The sequence below is a fragment of the Flavobacterium sp. genome (assembly GCF_004211145.1).
In the GTDB taxonomy this organism is placed as follows: domain Bacteria; phylum Bacteroidota; class Bacteroidia; order Flavobacteriales; family Flavobacteriaceae; genus Flavobacterium.
Genome location: NZ_SEBS01000050.1, coordinates 1 through 21,624 on the forward strand (window position 1 = coordinate 1; position 21,624 = coordinate 21,624).

Genomic DNA, 21,624 nt, shown 5'->3' on the forward strand with positions numbered 1-21,624 from the left:
TGAGGCCTCTAGATCTGTAAGCGAGAGCACCAGAGTAATAGAGAGGATTGGGAGAATACGAAAGCGAAAACTAAAGAAATAAAGTTGGGGATACTAACGTCATCTAGATGTATTAGAGATTGATACCTCAGTCTGCTTGTGTAATCACATATATACATACTTATGGCAATACAAATATAACCCCTTATTTTGACTTTAAATAGCCTTGCCGCCTTACAGGAAATTTTGCACCGGCTATATCTTACTCAAACGAAACAGTACAAGGCATTACTACGATTTTTGTTAAGAAAATTTAATGTTTTATTTTTATGAAAATTTTTCGGACATGAAAAAGACAATTACCATTTTAGGACTGCTTTTCTCAGCAGGTTTGTACGCTCAGATGTTTGTGAGTCCAAACAGTTACGTATACGTGAACGACCAGATGGTTTACGTGAGACAAAACGTGAATCTGCAGAACGACGGTAATATCTACCTGCGAAACGGCTCCCAGCTTTTACAGGGCGTGAACGGAGTATCGACCAATCAGGGACAGGGAAAATTATCGGTATTTCAGGAAGGAACCACTGATAACTTCGAGTATAATTACTGGTGTTCGCCAGTTGGGAACGCTTCGGCGGCCTCGGGCAACGAAAATTTCGGGATTACCATGCTAAATCAGCCGACGGGTTTGATCACAAGTAATCCGGCGGTAATTTTACCATCGAATAATACCAATGGCGTGTCGAATCCTCTGTCGATCTCTCAATATTGGATTTATAAATTCATCAATTCGAATAACTATTCGCAATGGGTCGCGGTGAATTCCGCGAGTACGTTGTCGGCAGGCCAGGGATTTACGATGAAGGGCACTTCAGGCACCGATGCGACGACCGTTCAAGGCGTGCAGAACAATCCCGGTTCAAATCAACGATATGATTTCAGGGGCAAACCGAACGACGGAGATATCGCAATCAATGTTGCGCTCAACCAAGCGACTTTGACGGGAAACCCTTATCCATCGGCAATCGATCTTTCAGCTTTCCTGACCGCGGAACTAAACTGCACGGGAGCCGCGTATTTCTGGGATCAGGACAAAACGGTGAATTCACATTTATTGCTTGCCTATTCGGGAGGTTATGGCGTTTATTCGCCAGTGTCTCGCGGCGGAACCGGAATTTATATTCCTGCGGTTTTCTACAATTACACGATTAACGGAACATTGATTCCGGGAATGACGGGAGTCGGGAGTGCGTATTCGAGATATTTTGCACCTGTCGGACAAGGATTTTTGATTCACGGAAGCGGTGCGGGACCGACGGCCACGATGCGAAATTCGTATCGCGTGTTCCAAAAGGAAAACCCGACGACTTCAATGTTCGCGAAATCGGGTCAGGCCAATGCGCTTAACGCAGAGAATGCGACTGAAGATGCGCCCGAATATCTACCTGCAATCCAATCGATCTCAGGATTCGATTATACGACGGTAAGCACGGCTCCGGTTCCGCAGATCCGATTTATCGGTAAGACAGGAAACGGAATCCGCACTTTGGCGCTTGGGTTCGATGAAGCGGCTACCGATGGCGTCGATCACGCAATGGACGCGAAAGCTTCAGGCGGAATTCCCGTCGATGTTTTCTTCGCACTTGATAATGCCGAATACGGAATTTCGGTGATCGACTTCGATATTAACAAGCGCGTTCCTATCGGGTTCAAATGCAACGTCGAACACACGTTCAAGTTCACTGTCGATTCGATGCTGAATTTCAGCGAGGCCGAACACGTCTACGTGCATGATAAACTAAATGATACTTACTTCGAAATAACCAACGCGGTTTTTGAAGTGACGCTGCCTGCGGGAACGAACACCGATCGCTTTGAAGTTACATTCGTCGATACGGCTTTGGGAACGCCATCGCTCAACGCTGAAAGTTTCCAGATCGTGCAGAACAATACCAACCAGCAACTTACGATTTCAAATCCTTCATTGTTCGATGTGAAATCGGTGACGCTTTTCGATTTGACCGGAAAACGAGTTTTCGAAAAAGTACAATTGGGCGCCCGAGAAAATTATTCATTCTCGACTGACGGGATCGCCGAGTCGGTTTACATCGTAAAGGTCATCACAAGTGACAAAAGGGACATCGGCCAAAAAATATCGGTCTTCAGGACCAACAATTAAATAAGGCAGCTTCGGCTGCTTTTTTTGTGCTTATTTTGCAATGTGGAAATCCCAAATCAGCAAATACTACTTGAGCGCGACGGCATCGAGTTGTTCGTAAAGCGCGAGGATTTGATCGATCCTTTCGTTTCGGGCAATAAGTTCCGAAAGCTCAAATATAATCTCGAACAGGCGAGGCTTGAAGGAAAGTCGACGCTGCTTACTTTTGGCGGCGCGTTCTCGAATCATATCGCGGCGGTCGCTTCGGCTGGAAAAACGGCGAGATTCAATACGATCGGGATCATTCGCGGAGAGGAAATAGCGCTGGTCGCACATCAAAATCCTACACTTTCATTCGCGCTCCAAAACGGAATGCAACTCGAGTTTATCAACAGGGAAAATTATCGAAAAAAGGGCGAAGACGCATTTGTGAACGCGCTGAAACTGCGATTCGGCGACTTTTATTTGTTGCCCGAAGGCGGCACGAACGCGTTGGCCGTAAAGGGTTGTGAAGAAATTTTAACCTCTGCCGACGCGCGTTTTAACTATATTTGCAGCGCAGTCGGAACGGGCGGAACATTGGCCGGATTGAGCAATTCGGGCGGTTCGGCTCAAAAATTTATCGGATTTTCATCGTTGAAAGGAGATTTCCTTGCAGACGAGGTCCGAAAGTACAGCACGAAAAACAATTGGGAAATCAACACCGATTATCATTTTGGTGGCTACGCGAAAGTCACTTCGGAACTCGTTGAATTCATAAACCGTTTCAACGCCGAAAATAAAATACAGCTCGATCCCGTTTATACAGGCAAGATGTTGTTCGGGATATTCGATCTCATCAAGAAAGGATATTTCCCAAAAGGCTCGAAAATATTGGCCATACATACAGGCGGCTTGCAGGGAATTGCCGGAATGAACCAACGTTTACAAAACAAAAACATACAACTATCCTGATAATGCTCAAAAAAATCATATTCCTGTTGACGGTCTTGATACTCGCGAGTTGCGGTTCAAGCAGGTCGACATCTTCGAGATCATCCAAGCCGGTTTATCGAAAATCAACCTCGACCGCTGCGAGAAAACCTGCCGCGAGAACGACGCGTCCCGCTACGAAAAAGCCGGTCGCAACGAGTTCGGGAAGTACGAGGCCTTCGTCGAATGCGTCGGGGAATTCAGGCGGAAAAACCGAGACGCTTGAAGCCGTAACGCGTGTAAAGGTTACAACCGAAATGGTGCTCGCCTATATCGATCAATATAAAGGAATCGCCCAAAACAATATGGCCCAATACGGGATTCCGGCCAGTATCATCCTGGCGCAGGGAATCTTGGAATCGGGAGCCGGGACGGGGCCTTTGAGTTCGTCGGCGAACAATCACTTCGGGATCAAATGCCATAAGGATTGGACGGGCGAGAGCGTTCGTCACGACGACGATTCGGAACAGGAATGTTTCAGGAAATACAGCGATCCGTCAGAATCCTATCGCGACCATGCCATTTTCCTTACCGGAAGATCGCGTTACGCCGCACTTTTCGAACTCGATAAAGACGACTACAAAGCCTGGGCGAAAGGATTGAAAGCCGCGGGTTACGCGACCGATCCGAAGTATCCCGATAAACTCATCGGTCTGATCGAACGCTATCAATTGGATAGGGTCGATGCTTTGGTTTTAGGGAAGGACTACGTTCCAGTCGTTTCAACTCCGATCGTTGCCGCAATGGCCGATAGTTCCGATTACTACCAAGTCAGTGCAGGCGATACGCTGTACTCCATTTCAAAAAAATTCAATCTTACGGTCGACGAGCTCAAAAGGCTCAACAGTTTGCAGGACAATGCGCTTTCCATCGGCCAGAACCTTAAAATAAAATAACATGCTATATCAGCGCAGCAGTACGCTTTTCGCCGATGCTGAACAAGTGATTCCCGGAGGCGTGAACTCGCCGGTCAGGGCTTTCCGTGCCGTTGGAGGTACGCCGATTTTCATCAAAAGTGCCAAAGGGCCGTATTTGTTCGACGAGGACGGCAACCGTTACATCGACTATATAAATTCCTGGGGTCCGATGATTCTGGGACATGCGCATGAACCTGTCGTGAACGCTATAATCGAAAAGGCGAAACTCGGAACTTCATTCGGGACGCCCACGGAACTTGAAACCAAGATCGCCGAACTCGCGGTTTCCATGGTTCCGAACATCGACAAGATCCGTTTCGTGAATTCGGGAACAGAGGCTTGCATGAGCGCGGTCCGACTCGCCCGAGGATTTACCGATCGCGAAAAGATCATCAAATTTTCAGGTTGCTATCACGGACATTCGGATTCGTTCTTGATCCAGGCCGGAAGCGGAGCCGTTACGTTCGGAACGCCGAATAGTCCCGGAGTTACGCAAGGAACGGCGAAAGATACGTTGCTCGCCCGCTACAACGACCTCGAAAACGTAAACGAGATCGTGTCGGCGAATAAAGGAGAAATCGCGGCGATCATCATCGAACCGGTTGCCGGAAACATGGGTTGTATTCCTCCGAAAGATGGATTTTTAAGCGGATTGCGCGATTTGTGCGATGCGAATGGAATCTTGCTGATATTCGACGAAGTAATGACGGGATTTCGTCTTGCAAAAGGCGGTGCCCAGGAATTGTATGGCGTGAAAGCCGATATCGTCGCTTTCGGTAAAGTTATCGGCGGCGGTTTACCCGTAGGAGCGTTTGCAGCGAGAGCCGAAATCATGAACTATCTGGCGCCGATCGGGCCGGTTTACCAAGCGGGAACACTGTCGGGAAACCCACTCGCGATGGCGGCCGGGTTTGCGATGCTTACCGAAATAAACGCCGATGCCGAATTGTTTGAGCGACTCGAAACGAAAACCGCTTACCTCGAAAATGGAATTCGCGACGTTTTGACCAAACATCAAATCGAATTTACGATAAACCGCGTCGGATCGATGATTTCAGTACATTTCGATGCCGATCCCGTGTTTGATTTCGCGTCGGCGGGAAAAGGAGACAACCCGAAATTCAGGAAATTTTTCCATGGCTTGCTCGACAACGGCGTTTATATCGCGCCATCCGCCTACGAAACCTGGTTCTTATGCGATGCGCTTTCATACGATGACCTCGACGCGACGATCACCGCTATAGATAAAGTCGCCCCAACTTTATAGAAACAAAAAATCCCGCCAAATGAGCGGGATTTTTTTATAACCTTTTATTTCTTAGTTCGTAAGCTTCTTGAGCAAAGCCGGATTCGAACGCAATTTTTCCATTTTGTTTCCGTCGAGAGTCGCTTCGATTTTCTTCTCGATGATCACTGAAAGTTCTTTTTTCTTTTCAGGCGTCATGTTCGGATCGGCCATCATTTCGTGTTTCATCTTGAAAAGACCCGCGAAAGCGTTCTGCTCGGTAGCGTTGAGTTGCAGATAATCAGTCAATTCGACCGCTTCTTTTACGCCGGCTGATTCCGGAGACACTTTTTTGTCCTGGGCGTTAGCTGAAAAACCGAAAGCCAGGCAAAGGGTTACGATAGCAAGTATTTTTTTCATTTTGGATGTGTTTTTTAGAAATACAGATTCCAAATCTAACGGAATAAATTTAAAAGGCAAAATTTATTTGACGTTTTAATCCTGTGGTTCAGGCTTTTTTTCGCGATGCTTTCCCATTCGTTTCTGGAAATGGTCTTTCTTGTGCTCGCGCATCTTTTCCCACTTGTCGAATTGCTCGTCATTGAGCAGTTTTTTCATTCGGGCCTTCGCTGCGATTTGTTCGTCGAGCATTTTGCTTTGACGTGCGAAAACTTCGTCGGCTGTAGGTTTTTCCTTATTGTCGCGCTTGGTTTTCATCTCGGCTCTCGCGGCATCTCTCTTGACTTGTTGCTCTGAAATGATCTTCGCCATTTCTTTTTGCTGGGACGCGTTCAAGTCGAGTTTCAACGTAAGTTCCTTCAATCGCAATTCGTTTCGTTGTTCAGGACTGAGCTCGACGCGATCGTGCTTTCTTTTTCCATCGTGCTTTTCCTGGGCAAAACCGCTGACACCAACCAGCATCAGTACGGCCATAACTACATTCTTCATGTTCTTTGGATTTAAAATTTGCGGTTAGGACAAACCGATGTGGAAAGGGTTTAAGTCGGCTTGGAAATTTGTGTCGATATTAACAAAAAAGGAACCCGAAAGTTCCTTGTATTTTTATTGTAACCAATTGTCAGAAAGTCAGATAGCCGTATTTTTCATGTTGTCCCGACGCCGATCTCACGATATATTCGCCGTCGCGCACTTTCACGATCACCGACGTGTCCAGATCGAAATCCTCAAGCCAATATTTTTCCTGGAAATCCCATCTTGGTTCAAGTCCCGTTTTTTCAAGTTTGCGTTGCGATTTTTGCTTTCCGTCGGTACCAAAGGTTTCCATGATGATGAAACGGTCGAACGTACTGCGTGTCTTGTCGCCGTCCTTGATCTCGAATTTGTCGCGGTCGTCGTAAAGGATCGTGAATTCGCCGTTTTTCAGTATATACAGGAACGACAGGAATTTCCCGTTGTCGAATTGCGTATCGATTTCTGAAAACGGAATCTTGTTGAACCACTCGAGTTTCCCCGTGGCATCGTCGATTTTCGCGAGTATGATTTCAGTATTGCTGTAGGCGAAACTGTATTCGAGTTCGAACGAATTCTGTTTCATGGGTTTGGCCTTTTTGATTTCGACCATTTTGTCGGCGACGATGTAGGTTTTTCCCGATTCGTGCATGATTTCCTTGACGCGCAACCCTGTTTCGGGCACTTCGTTGAGTTCGGTATACACGTTTTTGTTGTTCGAATCGAACTTGGCCACATAAACGGCTGATACTGGATTGTTTCCGCGATGCAGCTGGACGAATTTGGCGCCGACTCTCGTGCAAAATCCCTGCAGATAGAAATTGCCGCCGTCGAACCAACCTTTCGTATAATACAATTGGTGGTCGTTTTGGAGTTTCAGCGAGGTTTCGGTCATTTCGGCCGACTTTCCATCCCAGTAGAAAAGCGAACGAAACGGTATCTGTTTCGCCAAATCGATGTTTCTGACGACGTATACTTTTCCGTCATCGGAAACCGACAATTCGAATTCGACTGACTTTGCTTTGTTCTGATACGGCGTCTGATATGAAATCTCATTGACGACCTTGCCCGATTTGTCGATCAAAGTCACGTTGATTTTTTCGTTTTCTTTCTTGTCCAGCGTGAAGCGCTTAATTACCGCGTAGAAGTTTTTTTCCTGTGATTGCGCGATGATATACTCGGAATTCCGGCCCGGCATTCCCGTGATCTTGAACGTGTTGTCCTTTTGGCCGTTCACGAGGTTCACATGTTGGCCGTAAAGCACGCGTTCCTTGGTCTTGTTGTCGTATTCGTCGAGGAAGATCAGTTGTTGTGTCTTGTTTTCCTCGAACATCGCCAAATGCGTGATCATGGCTTTTCCCATCGGCGGCTGCTCGACGCTCAGATCGAAATCCCGATCTTTTTTCAGAGTGACGATATTGTATGTATCGACGTTCACGTCCTGATTGAACAGGTTTTCGTTGTAACGCGAAACGATTCGGTACAATTTCGTGTCCACAAGGTGTGTGACGTCGCTTTCGATTTCGCCCCGAAGTGGTTCAGGTTGCGACCAGGTGAACGTTTGTGCCTGCATTGCGGCCGACGCCAAAAGCGCGATCGCCATAATATTCTTCTTCATGTATCAGTCCTTTTTTAAGTGGGGCAAAAGTAAATAAAAACGGCAGACGAAACTTTTTTAAAGTTCTAATCTGCCGTTATTTGAGGAAAAGTGAATTTTCTATTGCTGGAAAATCACGGTCTTGGTTTCGCCTTCCACGACTACTTTTACCAATCCGTGTTTTGAAAGGCCTTTCATGGCAGCGTCCCATTTCTTGCCGCTTAGGCCGGCTTGCGACTTCAACGCGTCGAGTGCGAGCGACTTGGTGGTTTTCATTATTTCAGAGATCAGTTTCTCGTCGTCTGACAACGCGACCGCTTTCTTCTCGGGACGCATTTGTGGGAAAAACAGGACTTCCTGGATCGAGGCATTGTTCGTGAGGAACATGATCAGACGGTCCATTCCGATGCCCATTCCCGACGTTGGCGGCATTCCGTATTCAAGCGCGCGAAGGAAGTCGTGATCGATGAATTCCCCGGCCTCGTCGTCTCCGCGTTCGGCCAGTTTCAATTGGGCTTCGAAGCGTTCGCGTTGGTCGATCGGATCGTTGAGTTCGGAATACGCATTGGCGACTTCCTTTCCGCAGATCATCAATTCGAAACGCTCGGTCAGGTCAGGATTGTCGCGGTGCGATTTGCAAAGCGGGCTCATTTCCTTTGGATAATCGGTGATGAAAGTAGGTTGTATGAAATTGCCTTCGCATTTCGCGCCGAAAATCTCGTCTATGAGTTTTCCTTTGCCCATGGTGGCATCGACTTCGATTCCCATTCCTTTCGCGGCTTCGAACAATTCTTCTTCAGTTTTCCCCGAAATGTCAAAGCCGGTGTATTTGATGATGGCATCGGTCATCGTGACGCGGGCGAACGGCGCCTTGAACTGGACTTTGTGTTCGCCGAAAGTCGCCTCGGGAGTTCCGTTTACAGCGATTGCGCAGTGTTCGAGCAATTTCTCGGTGAAATCCATCATCCAATTGTAGTCTTTGTAGGCTACGTAAATTTCCATTACGGTAAATTCGGGATTGTGGGTACGATCCATTCCTTCGTTGCGGAAGTTTTTCGAGAATTCGTACACGCCGTCAAAGCCTCCGACGATCAATCGTTTTAGATATAATTCGTTCGCGATGCGCATGAATAAAGGCATGTCGAGCGAGTTGTGGTGCGTTACGAACGGACGCGCGGCGGCTCCGCCGGGAATCGGCTGCAGCACCGGGGTTTCAACCTCGAGATACCCTTCGTCGTTGAAGAACGAGCGCATCGCGTTGAATAATTTTGTCCTTTTGATGAAGGTTTCTTTCACATGGTCGTTCACGGTCAAGTCGACATAGCGGCGGCGATAGCGTTGTTCGGCGTCGGCGAAGGCATCGTGGACTTTTCCATCGGCGTCGGTTTTTACTACAGGTAGCGGGCGCAATGCTTTTGCGAGAACTTCGAGTTTTGTGATATGGACCGAGATTTCTCCGACCTGTGTCTTGAAAACGGTTCCGGTGACGCCAATGAAATCACCGATGTCAAGCAGCTTCTTGAAGACGACGTTGTAGGCCGTTTTTTCGTCGTCGGTCGAGATGTCGTCGCGGGAAACGTAAACCTGGATGCGGCCTTGAGCGTCCTTTAGTTCGGCGAAAGATGCTTTCCCCATGATGCGCTTGCCCATAAGGCGTCCGGCGAGGGTTACTTCTTTGCCTTCGAAGGCGTCGAAATTATCGAGAATGTCTTTGGAATGAGCCGTTACGTGGAATTCAGCGGCTGGATACGGTTCGATGCCGATCTGGCGCAATTCGGTAAGTGCTTCGCGTCTTAGGATTTCCTGTTCTGATAAGGCCATTTTAGTTTTGATTTTAGGTGGAATTCGTTTAAAATTTTTTCAATCGGCTAAAAAATCATCTTTTCCGCCCCATTCTTCGGCTTTTCTCATTCCGTAGCGCTGCTATGCAACTCAAAAAGCCAAAGGATGGAACAAAAAATCTAGTTTTTTTTATCTCGATCAAAAAAAATTAAACGAATTCGCGGGCAAAGATAGTCATTTTTAGGACTTTTGGAAAACGCGGTTTTGGATGATGGACGTTGTAAAATAGCCCCGATTCAAGTGAAAATCCTTTTGGCGATCTTGAAGGTCTTTGTCGCTTAGTAGGTTCTGCCAAAAGATTGAAGCGGAAGCGGGAGAAAACGCTATTTGGATGAAATTCGTCCTGCTCCGAAAAAGAGAACGAATTTGCATGATTGTGCGTAACTTTGCAGCATGAACAAAAATGTGCAGCTTCGCGACCTGGGCGTCAAGGATTACAAGGAAACTTGGGAATACCAGGAATCGCTTTTTCAGGAGATTCTCGACCTGAAAATCAGGAACCGGCGAGAAGAGCTTTCGCTTGAGACGCCGAATTACTTTTTATATGTGGAACATCCGCATGTGTATACGTTGGGGAAAAGCGGCGATCTTGAAAATTTATTGCTTAACGAAAACCAATTGGCCGCGAAAGGCGCTACTTTTTATAAGATAAACCGAGGCGGCGACATCACGTATCACGGACCCGGCCAAATCGTGGGTTATCCGATCCTCGACCTCGAGAATTTTTTTACCGACATCCATAAGTATTTACGCTTCCTCGAGGAAGTCATGATCTTGACGTTGGCCGAATATGGGCTCAAGGGCGAAAGGAGTGAAGGTGAAACGGGTGTCTGGCTAGGTGTCGGGACGCCATTCGCGAGAAAAATTTGTGCGTTTGGCGTGCGTGCGTCGCGTTGGGTCACGATGCATGGTTTCGCATTGAACGTGAATGCGAACTTGGGTTATTTCGATAATATAATCCCGTGTGGGATTCGCGGGAAAGGCGTGACGTCGTTGCATGTGGAATTGGGAGTGGCCGAAGTTTCGATCGAAGAAGTCAAGTCGAAAATCCTAAAGCACTTCAGCGCGTTATTTGAAGCCGAATTCCTTGAAAGCTCAAATCTTCTTCAAAATCCAGTGACAACTGGTCAGGCAGTAACCTGAAAGACATTCTGTGATAAGGCGTGGTGCCGTGCTGGCGGATGGCGTCGCGGTGTTCCAACGTTGGGTAGCCTTTGTTTTGTTTCCAGTTGTACATAGGGAACTCCTCGTGGATCTTTGCCATATAATCGTCGCGATACGTTTTGGCTAAAATTGATGCCGCCGCTATGCTCAGATATTTGCTGTCGCCTTTTACGATGCAGGTGTGCGGGATGTTCCCAACCTTTTTAAACCTGTTTCCATCTACTATAATATATAAAGGAGTAGGAGTGAGTTTCAAGACACATTCCTGCATCGCTTTTATGGACGCGTTCAATATGTTGATTTCGTCTACGACCGCATGGTCGAGATGCGTGACGGAAAAGCACAATGCCTGATCTTCGATCAACGGGCGCAGATATTCACGTTGTTTCTCCGTGAGCTGTTTGGAATCGTTCAGCAGTTCGCACTTGAAATTGTCGGGTAAAATGACTGCAGCGGCGGTTACTGGACCTGAAAGACAACCTCGTCCGGCTTCGTCGGTGCCCGCTTCAAATTCGTGCTCGGAGAACTTACTGATTAACATTAATTTAAAGGAATATAAAATTTCAGCAAATTTAGCAAAATGACGCAACCTTTTCGAAAAGTGTGCATCTGTTGAATAGTTATTTGCAGAAATGTTACTGATTGGATGTTTTTGCCTGAAAATAAATAATATTATTCCGAAGTAATATTTGTTTGTTTAAGAAAAAATTGTGAAGTTTGCGGAATAACTAACTCAAATAAATTTAATATGAGATCGAAGTTTAAATGGATTTTTACGCTATTAGTGGCGTTTACAATGCAGTTTTCGTTTGCACAAGAGAAAACTGTTACAGGTACTGTAAGTGATGATGCAGGACCGCTGCCTGGTGCTAACGTTGTGGTTAAGGAAACCAAACGTGGCGTACAGACTGATGTTGATGGTAAGTATTCCATCCAAGTGGCACAAGGTCAAACTTTGGTGTTCACTTTCGTTGGAATGAGCGACCAAGAAGTTAAAGTTGGCGCTTCAAATTCTGTCAACATTAAACTTGAGGCAGGCGGGACTATGCTTGGAGAAGTGGTTGTTACTACTGCTCTTGGTATCCGTAAGGGAATGAATGAGATTACCGCGAGTAGTTCGGTCGTTAAGGCTGAAACGCTCAACCAGGCGAACAACCCGAACGCAGTTCAGGCGCTTGTCGGTAAGGTTTCAGGTCTTCAAATCAACACGACTTCGAATAGTGTTAACCCGGATACGCGTATCGTTTTGCGTGGTAACCGCTCTATTTCTGGTAACAACGCTGCTTTGGTTGTTATCGATGGTGCTATTTCGACTACTGCCTTGTTGCAAAGCCTTGACCCTGCAATCATTGAGAACGTCAACGTTCTTAAAGGTATGCAAGGAGCTGCGCTTTACGGTCAGGATGGTAAAAACGGTGTAATCATCGTAACTACTAAAAAAGGTAATGGACAGGATAAATTCACTGTTGGCCTTTCAGCATCACTCGACTTTGAAGAAGTGGCTTTCTTGCCAGAAAGACAAGGTCGTTACGGTCAAGGTTGGAACGGTGTTTTCTACAGCTTTGAAAATGGTGGCTGGGGTCCTCAGTTTGACGGATCTATCCAACCTGTAGGTTTGCCTCAGGCTGACGGTTCTTACATTATGTCTCCTTTTAGTTCAAGAGGTTCTGACAATATCAAAGAATTCTTCCAAACAGGAACTACCGAGCAAAACAAATTCTCTCTTTCTTACGGTGATTCAGCTGGTTATATTTATTTCGCTGCTGACAGAACGTCTAAAAACTTTATCGTTGACAAAGACACTTACAACCGTAAAGGATTTTTGTTCAAAGCAGGTAAGAAACTAGGAAAATGGAATCTTGATGCTCAAGTGAACTATATCACTTCAAAGACGGCTCAGACAAGTTCATTCTTGATGTATAACTTGGTTCAGGCTCCATTGAACGTTGATATTTCTCAATTCGCAAACTCAGGTAATGAGGGTGCTTGGTCATACTATATCACAAACCCTTACTGGAGTATCGACAACGATCGTCAGGAGGACCGTTTGGATTATTTTAACGGAACTTTGAAATTGCAGTACGACTTCAATGAGCATATCAACGTATTGGTAAACTCTAACGTTCGTAGTGCTACACAAAGCGGATTCGCGTTTACATCGGCTTACGATGATCCATGGCAAGAAGAAATGGGCTTTGATCAAAGTACTCAGTCTGACTTTACAAACTACAACTCGAACTCAAGGTATATCTACACTGATTTCATGGCGAACTTTGATTACAACCTAGGAAGTAATTTTACGTTCAAAGCCAACGTCGGTGCTAACTTCCAGGATACATTGGCTTCGTCTACGCAAGTTGGTGCTATCAATTTCGTAATCGACGGTCTTTACAACGTATCCAACCTTAGTTCAGATCCAACGACTGCTGCCGGAACTTCTAACAGCATCTCACGTTTCAGATCATACGGTTTCTTCGGTCAGGTTGACTTAGGTTTCAAAGAGTATTTGTTCTTGAACCTTACCGGTCGTAACGACTGGTCTTCAGTTCTTCCTGAAAGTAACAATAACTATTTCTACCCAAGTGCCGGTATCTCGTTCATCCCTACAAAAGCTTTTCCAAGCATCAAAGGAGATGTTCTTAGCTACATGAAAGTTTTGGCCAACATTACTAAAGTTGGTAGCTACGGTCCGATTGGAGCATATAGCATCGAGCGTCTTTACACGCCAGGTACAGGTTATCCATTCAACACACCAGGTTTCTTGCAAAGTACTACTTTGACAGATCCAAACATCAAGCCTGAATTCTTCGTGAACAAGGAAGTTGGTTTGAGCTTAGGATTCTTTAACGAGAGATTGACGCTTGACGCGGCTTATTTCCGTACTGATAATACTGACCTTATCACATCTACTCAGCCATCGTACGCTTCAGGTTTTACAGCTGCTACGATCAACATCGGTGAAGCTCACACTACAGGGGGTGAAATCGAATTGGGATTTGTGCCGATCAACATGAAAGAAATCGGTCTTCGTTGGGAAAACAAATTGAGCTACACGACAAGTAAAATGGTCGTTGACAAAGTTAGCGATACACAAAGCGAAGTAACTTTGAATACAGGTTACAACACTGTAGCAAACTCTAACGTTGGTATCTACGCGCAAGAAGGACAAGAATTCCCATTGATCAAAGGTACTGCTTACGTTCGTGATGATGAAGGACATGTAGTTATTGACGCTGATACAGGTATGCCATTGTATTCTACTTCAAACGAGATCTTAGGTAAAGCTACTCCTGATTATATCTTGGGTTACTCTACTTCACTTTCATACAAAGGTCTTCGTTTGTCAGCTGTATTCGATTACCGTACAGGTCACCAGTTCTATTCACAAATGAAACAAACGGTTTCAACTTTCGGTTACCTTGTTGAATCAGCTCAAGGAGGAAGAACAGGTTTTGTGTTCCCTAATTCAGTTATTACTACTGGAACTGATGGTGTTTATGCTCCAAATAACGGAGTTCTAACTGGAGGTACTACTTACACGAGCTACCAAGAGTACAACTCGGCCAACTACAATGAAGTTGCTGAAAACTTTGTACTTGACGCTACTGCATTTAAAGTTAGAGAGATTGCATTGTCATACACTTTCAGCCCGAAAGTACTTGATAAAACAGGTCTAGCTTCATTGAACGTAGGTGTGAACGGAAGAAACCTTTTCACTGTACTACCTAAAGAAAATCGTGGTTATTCAGATCCTGAAGCTTCAGTTACCAATGGTAACGCTGCTGGTTACTCGTACGTAGGTCGTTATCCTACTACAAGAACATACGGCTTTAGCATCAACTTAACATTCTAATAAAAGCTAAGAAAATGAAAAAATTAAAGAATATTCTTATCGCGGCATGCTTTGTAAGCGTTTTGTCATGCGATGATTATACAGATATCAATAACAGTCCGAACAACCCATCTGAAGAAAACGTTACTCCAGAGCTTATTTTGTCTGCAGCTATCGTTCAACCTTACAGAACATTCGTTACGACTGCTAATGAATTGGGTAACGTATGGACGGATGCATGGGCAGGTAACGTAAATAACATTACCGGTGCTTACTCTCCTGAGTATTCGTTGCAGATGAGTACAAGTTTCAGACAAGGGATTTGGAATAACTTCTTCCTTTACACTGCCAACTTGACGAACATCATCAATTATGATTCAGAAGATTATAATGACCATAAGGCGATCTCTAAGATCATGAAGGTTTATTATTTCCAATATCTTGTGGATTTGTATGGTGATATTCCTTACACAGAAGCTCACAATGCTTCTATCCTTACGCCTGTTTATGATGATGACATGGCCGTGTACCGCGACTTGTACGTTCAACTTGATGAAGCTATCGCTTTGATCAATGGTGAGCACCCGGTCACTACTCTTAATGTTGGTGCTGAAGATCCTGTATTTGCAGGTGATATGGCTCAATGGGAGGCGTTCGCAAACACATTGAAATTGCGTTTGTTGATCCGTGAGTCTGAATTGGCTGAAACTAACGGAGAATCGGATGCTTATCTTACTTCTAAGTTTGCTGAATTGTCATCTGCGACATTCGTAACTTCAGACGTAGTGATCAATCCAGGTTTCACAAACGTTTTGAACAGACAAAACCCGTTCTTTGGAGCTTTTGGAGAAGATGTTTCAGGTAACTTCGCAGCAGGATTTAACCTTGTGCGTGCAACTGACAATATCGTAGACTTATTGCAAACGTCAAATGACTTGCGTCTTACGCGTCTTTTCGCTGAGGATGCTGCAGGAAGTGGAACTTACACTGGCGTCCGTCAAGGTGAAACAGATCCGAACGTCGTTCCTGATGATTTGTCTCCACTAGGGCCAGGACTTGTCATTTCATCTGAACAAGATGGTTATTTGATGTTGGGTGCTGAAAGTTTCTTCCTTCAATCAGAAGCTGTTTTCAGAGGTCGCCTTACAGGTGATGCTCAGGCATTGTTTAATCAAGGTATCACTGCATCATATGTTAACCTTGGATTGTCAGCTGCTGAAGCGACTACTTATATCGCTAACTCAGATCTTGATCCGGGAGTTGGATGGTCTGCGACAGCTGATAAGTTGGAAGCTATCATTACACAAAAGTGGATCGCTAACATCGGAACAAATGGTATCGAATCGTATATTGAATATACAAGAACTGGTTATCCGGTAACACAAGTTTCTCTATTGGCTATCACGCCGACAGGAGATCTTCCTAAGCGTTTGCTTTACCCTGCTACTGAGTATTCTGGAAACACAGCTAACGTTCCGGCGTTGACTTTGGCTCAGACATTTACTCAAGGGCCATTCTGGTACGTACCTTAATTAAAAAAAAAGTAATATGAAAAGAATTTTTTTATCACTGTTGGCTTGCTCGCTATTGGCAGCCTCTTGTACCGACGATGACACAGAGTCATATGACAATTCAGCCTATTTGGTAGGTTTTGAAAACGCAACAGCTACTCGTAGTTATGTTACCACAGGTGATGTTGTGCCGCTTAATGTTCCCGTGCTTTTGCTTGGTGGAATGACAGGTTTGCCTGTTGAGTCTGATGTTACTGTTTCTTATTCAGTAGATCCGTCTTCAACTGCAACTGAAGGTCTTGAGTTTAGTTTTGTTAACGCAGGTGGTTCGGTGGTTCTTCCGGCAGGAGGTACTTTCGCAAACATTCCGCTTTCAATCAACACCGCGAACCTTGAGGCAGGTCCTGAAGTAACTCCAAAAGTTTTGGTATTGAACATCGATACGGCTACTTCTACTGATAATGTATTGGTTGCGCAACAGTTCAAGCAAATTGTCATCACTATCAACGGTCTTTGTTTCTCTGACCTTGAAGGTAACTACGGTTTGGTTGTTTCATATCCTGCAACCGGTGCTGTCTACAACATGCCAGGAGAAATCCTTGAGGAAGTTGCTGACGGTATGTACTTGACTAACTCGACAGGTCCTTACAATACACGTGGACTAATTAGCGCCGGAGCTCAGTTGGCTAGCCCGACTCCTGGTTTCATCTTCACTGACGTTTGTGGTATGTTCACACTTGAGCAGCAACAATTGGCTGGTGTTTATAGTAACATCGTTACGCAAGATGCGGCGCAAGCGGCATTGAGTACATCTAACGAGGAAACTGGAACATTTACCATCGCTTACTCGGTTTGGTTTACGAACAATACTGTTGAAAGAAGGTATATCGGTGTTTACACGCCTGAATAATTTAACTAACAAACACTTATGAAAAAACATAATTTCATTAAATATCTAGGCGTTGCCCTTTTGGCTACGAGCTTCGTGGCTTGTAGCGAGGATGACGAAACGTATGATTCGCTTGTCAAGCCTGTTGTCTCAACAGCGGTGACAGATTATACTATTGCTGAAGGAGACGATCTTTTGGTGACCTTCACATCTGACAAGGCGATCGCGGAATCAATGGATTTCAAAGTAGAGGTTGTTGGCGGAACTGTTGTTCCTGCTGAAGATCTTGAATTCCATATTGACGAAGTATCTTTCTCTGAAGGATGGGGTACTCCAGGGTACAAGTTCGCAATTCCCGCGTTCACTAACTCTTACACAGTAAACTTAGCGTCATTCATTAAAGACGCTGTTGTTGACGATGGTGAGACTATCCAATTCAAAATCACGGCTTCAGGTAACCTTAACGGTGGTATCGCAGGTGGTGAGCAAATCATCAACGTAACTGTTGGTAACAGAGCTCAGGATTTGGTAAGCCTAACATTTGACTGGGACCAAACTTTTGATTTCTTCGGATCTACGTATACGCTTTGCGACATCGCTTATGATATCGACATCATCGTAGTAGACCCTGACGGAGTTGCGAATTACGCAGCAGCGACTGGAGATTGTCCTGAAGTTTATGACCTGGACCTTACAACAGCAGCAGTTGGAGATTACGATTTCTACGCAACTGTGTATGACAATGCAGGTTTGGATGGAGCAGGTTTGGATTTCTCAATCCCTGTGACAATCAGTTACCAAAGATTTGGTAGTGCGAACCTCGAAAATGGAGGTTCTTACACTCAATCAGCTGCTAACGCTTATACTACTGCAACACCTTCAGATCCAAATGCTGAAGATGCTTCATACATCGCTACGATCACTGTAAACGAAGACGGTACAATTACTATCTCTGATGATGGAACCGTTATCGCTACAGGTCGTCAGGCTCAAGTGATGAATGCAATCAAGAACTTGAAGAAGCTTAACAAAGTGGTTCGTCCACACGTTTTGAACTAATACTTCAATAAGTTTTAAGAAGGCTACCTGCAAGGGTAGCCTTTTTTATTTGTACCCGTAACCTTTATGACTATTTTAGCGAAGCTTTGTGTATTTTTGCCACTGATAAGTTTTTGATGAAATTCTACAGTATATTATTCTTTCTATTTTCTGTTTCCGCAATTGCGCAAATCGATCCGTTGGGCCCAAAGTTGGAGCCTAAGCCTTCCTCATCCGGCTCAGGATCCGACAAAAACGCCGCTGCCGCGAAAGATATCAAGGCTACCATAGATATGTATCGGATCGTAAGCATTGACAAAGACACTACCTTCGTCGATACCTCGCTCACCATACAGGATGAGTACAGGATGAATTATCTCCGAAAAGACATTTTTGGCTTGTTGCCTTTTGCGAACGAAGGCCAAACCTATCAAAGACTCGACCACGGTCTTAAACGATATGAGGCGTATCCGGGATTCGGACATGGCGCAAAACAGTATGCTTACCTTGAGGCAAACGACATCAAATATTATTCGATGGCAACACCATACACCGACCTCTATTTCAAATCGGTGATGGAACAAGGCCAAAACATAGACGCATTCGTCTCGGCCAACATTTCACCACAGTTGAACTTTTCGATCGCATACAAAGGTTTGCGTTCACTCGGTAGATACATCAACCAATTGTCGAGTACAGGTAGTTTTCGATTCACGACAAGTTACCAGACCAAGAGTAAGCGTTACGCCGCCAACTTCCATTTTGTGTCACAGGATTTCCTGAACAACGAAAACGGCGGAGTCGCCAACATCGACGATTTTGAAGGCGGTTCCGACAAGTACGAGAATCGCGACCGAATCAACGTTTACTTCCGGGACAGCAAATCGTTCCTGCGCGGCAAACGGTTGTTTCTCGATCATAGTTTCAGGGTCAACGGCAACGACGCCCAAAACAATCTCTACATCACGCATCGCTTCAATCACGAGACTAAGTTTTTCGAATTCAACCAGCCTACGATAACCACGACCTTGGACGACGGAACAATCGTTCAGCGTTTCGGGGAATCGTATCGTCTTTCAGGCGTAAACGACCAGACGCATTATAATCGAATGTACAATAAAGTCGGAGCGGTTTACGAGAACAAGACGCTCGGCAAGTTCCAGTTTTTCCTCGAGGATTTCAGGTACAATTATTTTTTCGATCGCGTACTCATAATCGACAACGAAGTCAATTCCGGTTTGCTCAGTGATGAAATCCAAAGCATAGGCGGCCAATACGAATATCGCAAGGGCAATTGGCAGGCACAGCTACTTTTATCGAACTCGATTACGAACCAGTCGCTTTCGATCATCGATGGAAACGTCAAATATGAATTCGACGAGCGCAACAAAATCACATTCCAGTACCAACGCATGAACAAACTGCCCGATCATATCTACAATATGAACCAAAGCAGCTTCGTGAACTACAATTGGGTGAACGATTTCAAAAATGAGAAAATCAATAACATCATCATCAACGCCCAGACGAAATGGCTTAACGCTTCGGCCCAAATCTCTTCCTACAACGACATGTTGTATTTCAGTGACGACGATCCAAGCGTAAATGTCCAACTCGTTTCCCCAAAGCAATACGGCGAGAACATCAAGTATCTTTCGGTCAAAGTATCACGCGAATTCAAATGGTGGAAACTCGCGCTCGACAATACCGTGCTGTATCAGCAGACAGACCAGCAGGAAAGCATTCTCAACGTCCCTAAAATCGTTACGCGCAATACCCTGTATTTCACGAACGCGTTCTTCAAGAAAGCGCTTTATCTGCAAACCGGCGTCACGTTCAATTACTTCACGAAGTATTACATGAACGATTACAGTCCCGTTTTGGGCGAGTCGTTCGTGCAAAGCCAAAAACAGATAGGCGAATTCCCGATGTTCGACTTTTTCCTCAACGCGCGCATCAAGACGGCGCGCCTCTATTTCAAATATGAACATTTCAACTCGGCGTGGACGGGCAACGATTATCTCACGGCTCCGAATTATCCGTTCCGCGATTCCATGATCCGATTCGGGATGGAATGGAACTTCTTCAAGTGATTTTTTTGGGCGTGCCGGCAGCTCGACGGCGACATCCAGGTCGGCGAGCAAAAAGCTGTCGCATTTTGCTCGCCCCAAAACCCATAAACCAGTCTCGCTACCGTCGGGCTTCCGCTCCAATCTTTTGATTTTTATTTCGCTGTGTTTCACCAGCCAAACAAAAACCAAAAGGATTTCCGCTAAAATCCCTCACGCGAACTTGCGCCGCGGCGCCACACGAAATCGTTTTTCCAATCGACTTTAATTCCTACCTTTGCGCACGTGAGAATTAAAAACAAAGCATGAAATACGCAGAAAACATTTTGGGAACCATCGGGAATACGCCAATGGTCAAACTCAACAAGATCGTCAAAGGAATCGACGCCTTGGTCCTGGCGAAAGTAGAGACGTTCAACCCCGGAAATTCGGTAAAGGACCGCATGGCCGTCAAAATGATCGAAGATGCTGAAGCCGACGGTCGCCTGAAACCCGGCGGAACCATCATCGAAGGAACATCGGGTAACACCGGAATGGGATTGGCCTTGGGCGCGATCGTAAAGGGTTACAAGCTCATTTGCGTGATCACCGACAAGCAATCCAAGGAAAAAATGGACATACTGCGCGCCGTGGGAGCCAAGGTAATCGTGTGTCCGACCGATGTCGAGCCTACCGATCCGCGTTCGTACTATTCGGTGTCGAAACGCCTCGGCGAAGACACTCCGAATTCCTGGTACGTGAACCAATACGACAACCTGTCGAACAAACAGGCGCACTACGAGCAAACCGGTCCTGAAATCTGGGAACAGACTGACGGCAAGGTCACGCATTTCATCGTGGGCGTCGGAACAGGCGGAACGATTTCAGGCGTCGCAAAATATCTAAAGGAACGCAATCCCGATGTCAAAATCTGGGGAATCGATACCTACGGTTCGGTGTTCAAGAAATATCATGAAACGGGAATCTTCGACGAAAACGAAATCTATTCGTACATCACTGAAGGAATAGGCGAGGACATCCTGCCAAAGAACGTCGACTTTTCACTCATCGACGGTTTCACGAAAGTAACCGATAAGGACGCGGCCGTCTACACGAGAAAGCTCGCACTTGAAGAAGGAATTTTCGTCGGAAACTCAGCCGGAGCCGCGATCAAAGGCCTGCTGCAACTCAAGGACGAATTCAAACCTGACGATGTCGTTGTCGTACTCTTCCACGATTCGGGAAGCCGTTATGTAGGCAAGATGTTCAACGACGACTGGATGCGCGAACGCGGTTTCCTCGACGAGGAAATCACCAAGGCCGAAGACCTGATCAAAGACCATATCGACAAACCGCTCGTCGTGGCGAGAACTGAGGAATTGGTGTCGCACGCCATCGAACGCATGCGCAAATACAAGATCTCGCAGATTCCCGTGATCGACATCAACGGTTTCGTCGGATCGCTTGACGAAACCGATTT

At 45.7% G+C, this 21,624-nt stretch carries 16 protein-coding genes; 11 read left to right on the forward strand and 5 right to left on the reverse strand.

Features of this window, described 5'->3' with window-relative positions:
• The first annotated feature begins 325 nt into the window (after positions 1-325).
• The 4 genes from EOO50_RS16240 to hemL are packed head-to-tail and all read left to right on the forward strand — an operon-like array spanning position 326 to position 5,296.
• Positions 326-2,161 (forward strand): secretion protein, encoded by a 1,836-nt coding sequence (locus tag EOO50_RS16240; protein WP_290841339.1) that lies wholly within the window; start codon positions 326-328, stop codon positions 2,159-2,161.
• Between the two features lie 42 nt (positions 2,162-2,203).
• Entirely contained in the window at positions 2,204-3,094 is an 891-nt protein-coding gene (locus tag EOO50_RS16245) for a pyridoxal-phosphate dependent enzyme (RefSeq protein WP_290841340.1), read from the forward strand.
• A gap of 2 nt (positions 3,095-3,096) precedes the next feature.
• Positions 3,097-4,008 (forward strand): glucosaminidase domain-containing protein, encoded by a 912-nt coding sequence (locus EOO50_RS16250; RefSeq protein WP_290841341.1) that lies wholly within the window; start codon positions 3,097-3,099, stop codon positions 4,006-4,008.
• Position 4,009: 1 nt separating this feature from the next.
• The gene (gene hemL, locus EOO50_RS16255) at positions 4,010-5,296 is read left to right on the forward strand and encodes a glutamate-1-semialdehyde 2,1-aminomutase (protein ID WP_290841342.1); all 1,287 of its coding nucleotides are present in this window, start codon (positions 4,010-4,012) and stop codon (positions 5,294-5,296) included.
• Between the two features lie 51 nt (positions 5,297-5,347).
• On the opposite strand, the gene EOO50_RS16260 is transcribed toward hemL, so the two are convergent.
• From EOO50_RS16260 to lysS, 4 genes are all read right to left on the reverse strand, one after another.
• Positions 5,348-5,674, reverse strand: a complete 327-nt coding sequence (locus EOO50_RS16260) for a hypothetical protein (protein ID WP_290841343.1) — start codon at positions 5,672-5,674, stop codon at positions 5,348-5,350.
• A gap of 75 nt (positions 5,675-5,749) precedes the next feature.
• Positions 5,750-6,202, reverse strand: a complete 453-nt coding sequence (locus EOO50_RS16265) for a hypothetical protein (RefSeq protein ID WP_290841344.1) — start codon at positions 6,200-6,202, stop codon at positions 5,750-5,752.
• 130 nt (positions 6,203-6,332) lie between these two features.
• Positions 6,333-7,841: a hypothetical protein gene (locus tag EOO50_RS16270; protein ID WP_290841345.1), complete on the reverse strand. Its 1,509-nt coding sequence runs from the start codon at positions 7,839-7,841 to the stop codon at positions 6,333-6,335.
• Positions 7,842-7,940: 99 nt separating this feature from the next.
• The gene (lysS, locus tag EOO50_RS16275) at positions 7,941-9,641 is read right to left on the reverse strand and encodes a lysine--tRNA ligase (RefSeq protein WP_290841346.1); all 1,701 of its coding nucleotides are present in this window, start codon (positions 9,639-9,641) and stop codon (positions 7,941-7,943) included.
• Between the two features lie 414 nt (positions 9,642-10,055).
• Between lysS and lipB the strand changes: the two genes are divergently transcribed.
• Positions 10,056-10,805 (forward strand): lipoyl(octanoyl) transferase LipB, encoded by a 750-nt coding sequence (gene lipB / locus EOO50_RS16280; protein WP_290841347.1) that lies wholly within the window; start codon positions 10,056-10,058, stop codon positions 10,803-10,805.
• Here the strand turns inward: lipB and EOO50_RS16285 are convergent.
• Positions 10,723-11,367, reverse strand: a complete 645-nt coding sequence (locus EOO50_RS16285) for a ribonuclease HII (RefSeq protein WP_290841348.1) — start codon at positions 11,365-11,367, stop codon at positions 10,723-10,725. The two genes, lipB and EOO50_RS16285, sit on opposite strands and share 83 nt — an antisense overlap.
• A 207-nt stretch (positions 11,368-11,574) precedes the next feature.
• Between EOO50_RS16285 and EOO50_RS16290 the strand changes: the two genes are divergently transcribed.
• From EOO50_RS16290 to EOO50_RS16315, 6 genes are all read left to right on the forward strand, one after another.
• Positions 11,575-14,679 carry a SusC/RagA family TonB-linked outer membrane protein gene (locus EOO50_RS16290; RefSeq protein ID WP_290841349.1) on the forward strand — a complete coding sequence of 1,035 codons (3,105 nt, stop codon included), beginning with the start codon at positions 11,575-11,577 and terminating at the stop codon, positions 14,677-14,679.
• Between the two features lie 14 nt (positions 14,680-14,693).
• On the forward strand, positions 14,694-16,190 hold the full coding sequence (locus tag EOO50_RS16295; protein WP_290841350.1) for a SusD/RagB family nutrient-binding outer membrane lipoprotein: 1,497 nt from the start codon (positions 14,694-14,696) through the stop codon (positions 16,188-16,190).
• 16 nt (positions 16,191-16,206) lie between these two features.
• Positions 16,207-17,079 carry a hypothetical protein gene (locus tag EOO50_RS16300; protein WP_290841351.1) on the forward strand — a complete coding sequence of 291 codons (873 nt, stop codon included), beginning with the start codon at positions 16,207-16,209 and terminating at the stop codon, positions 17,077-17,079.
• An 18-nt stretch (positions 17,080-17,097) separates the two neighbouring features.
• Entirely contained in the window at positions 17,098-18,117 is a 1,020-nt protein-coding gene (locus EOO50_RS16305) for a hypothetical protein (RefSeq protein WP_290841352.1), read from the forward strand.
• Between the two features lie 179 nt (positions 18,118-18,296).
• Positions 18,297-20,189 carry a putative porin gene (locus tag EOO50_RS16310; protein ID WP_290841353.1) on the forward strand — a complete coding sequence of 631 codons (1,893 nt, stop codon included), beginning with the start codon at positions 18,297-18,299 and terminating at the stop codon, positions 20,187-20,189.
• Positions 20,190-20,470: 281 nt separating this feature from the next.
• The coding region (locus EOO50_RS16315) for a pyridoxal-phosphate dependent enzyme (protein ID WP_290841354.1) at positions 20,471-21,624 on the forward strand (1,154 nt) is incomplete at its 3' end.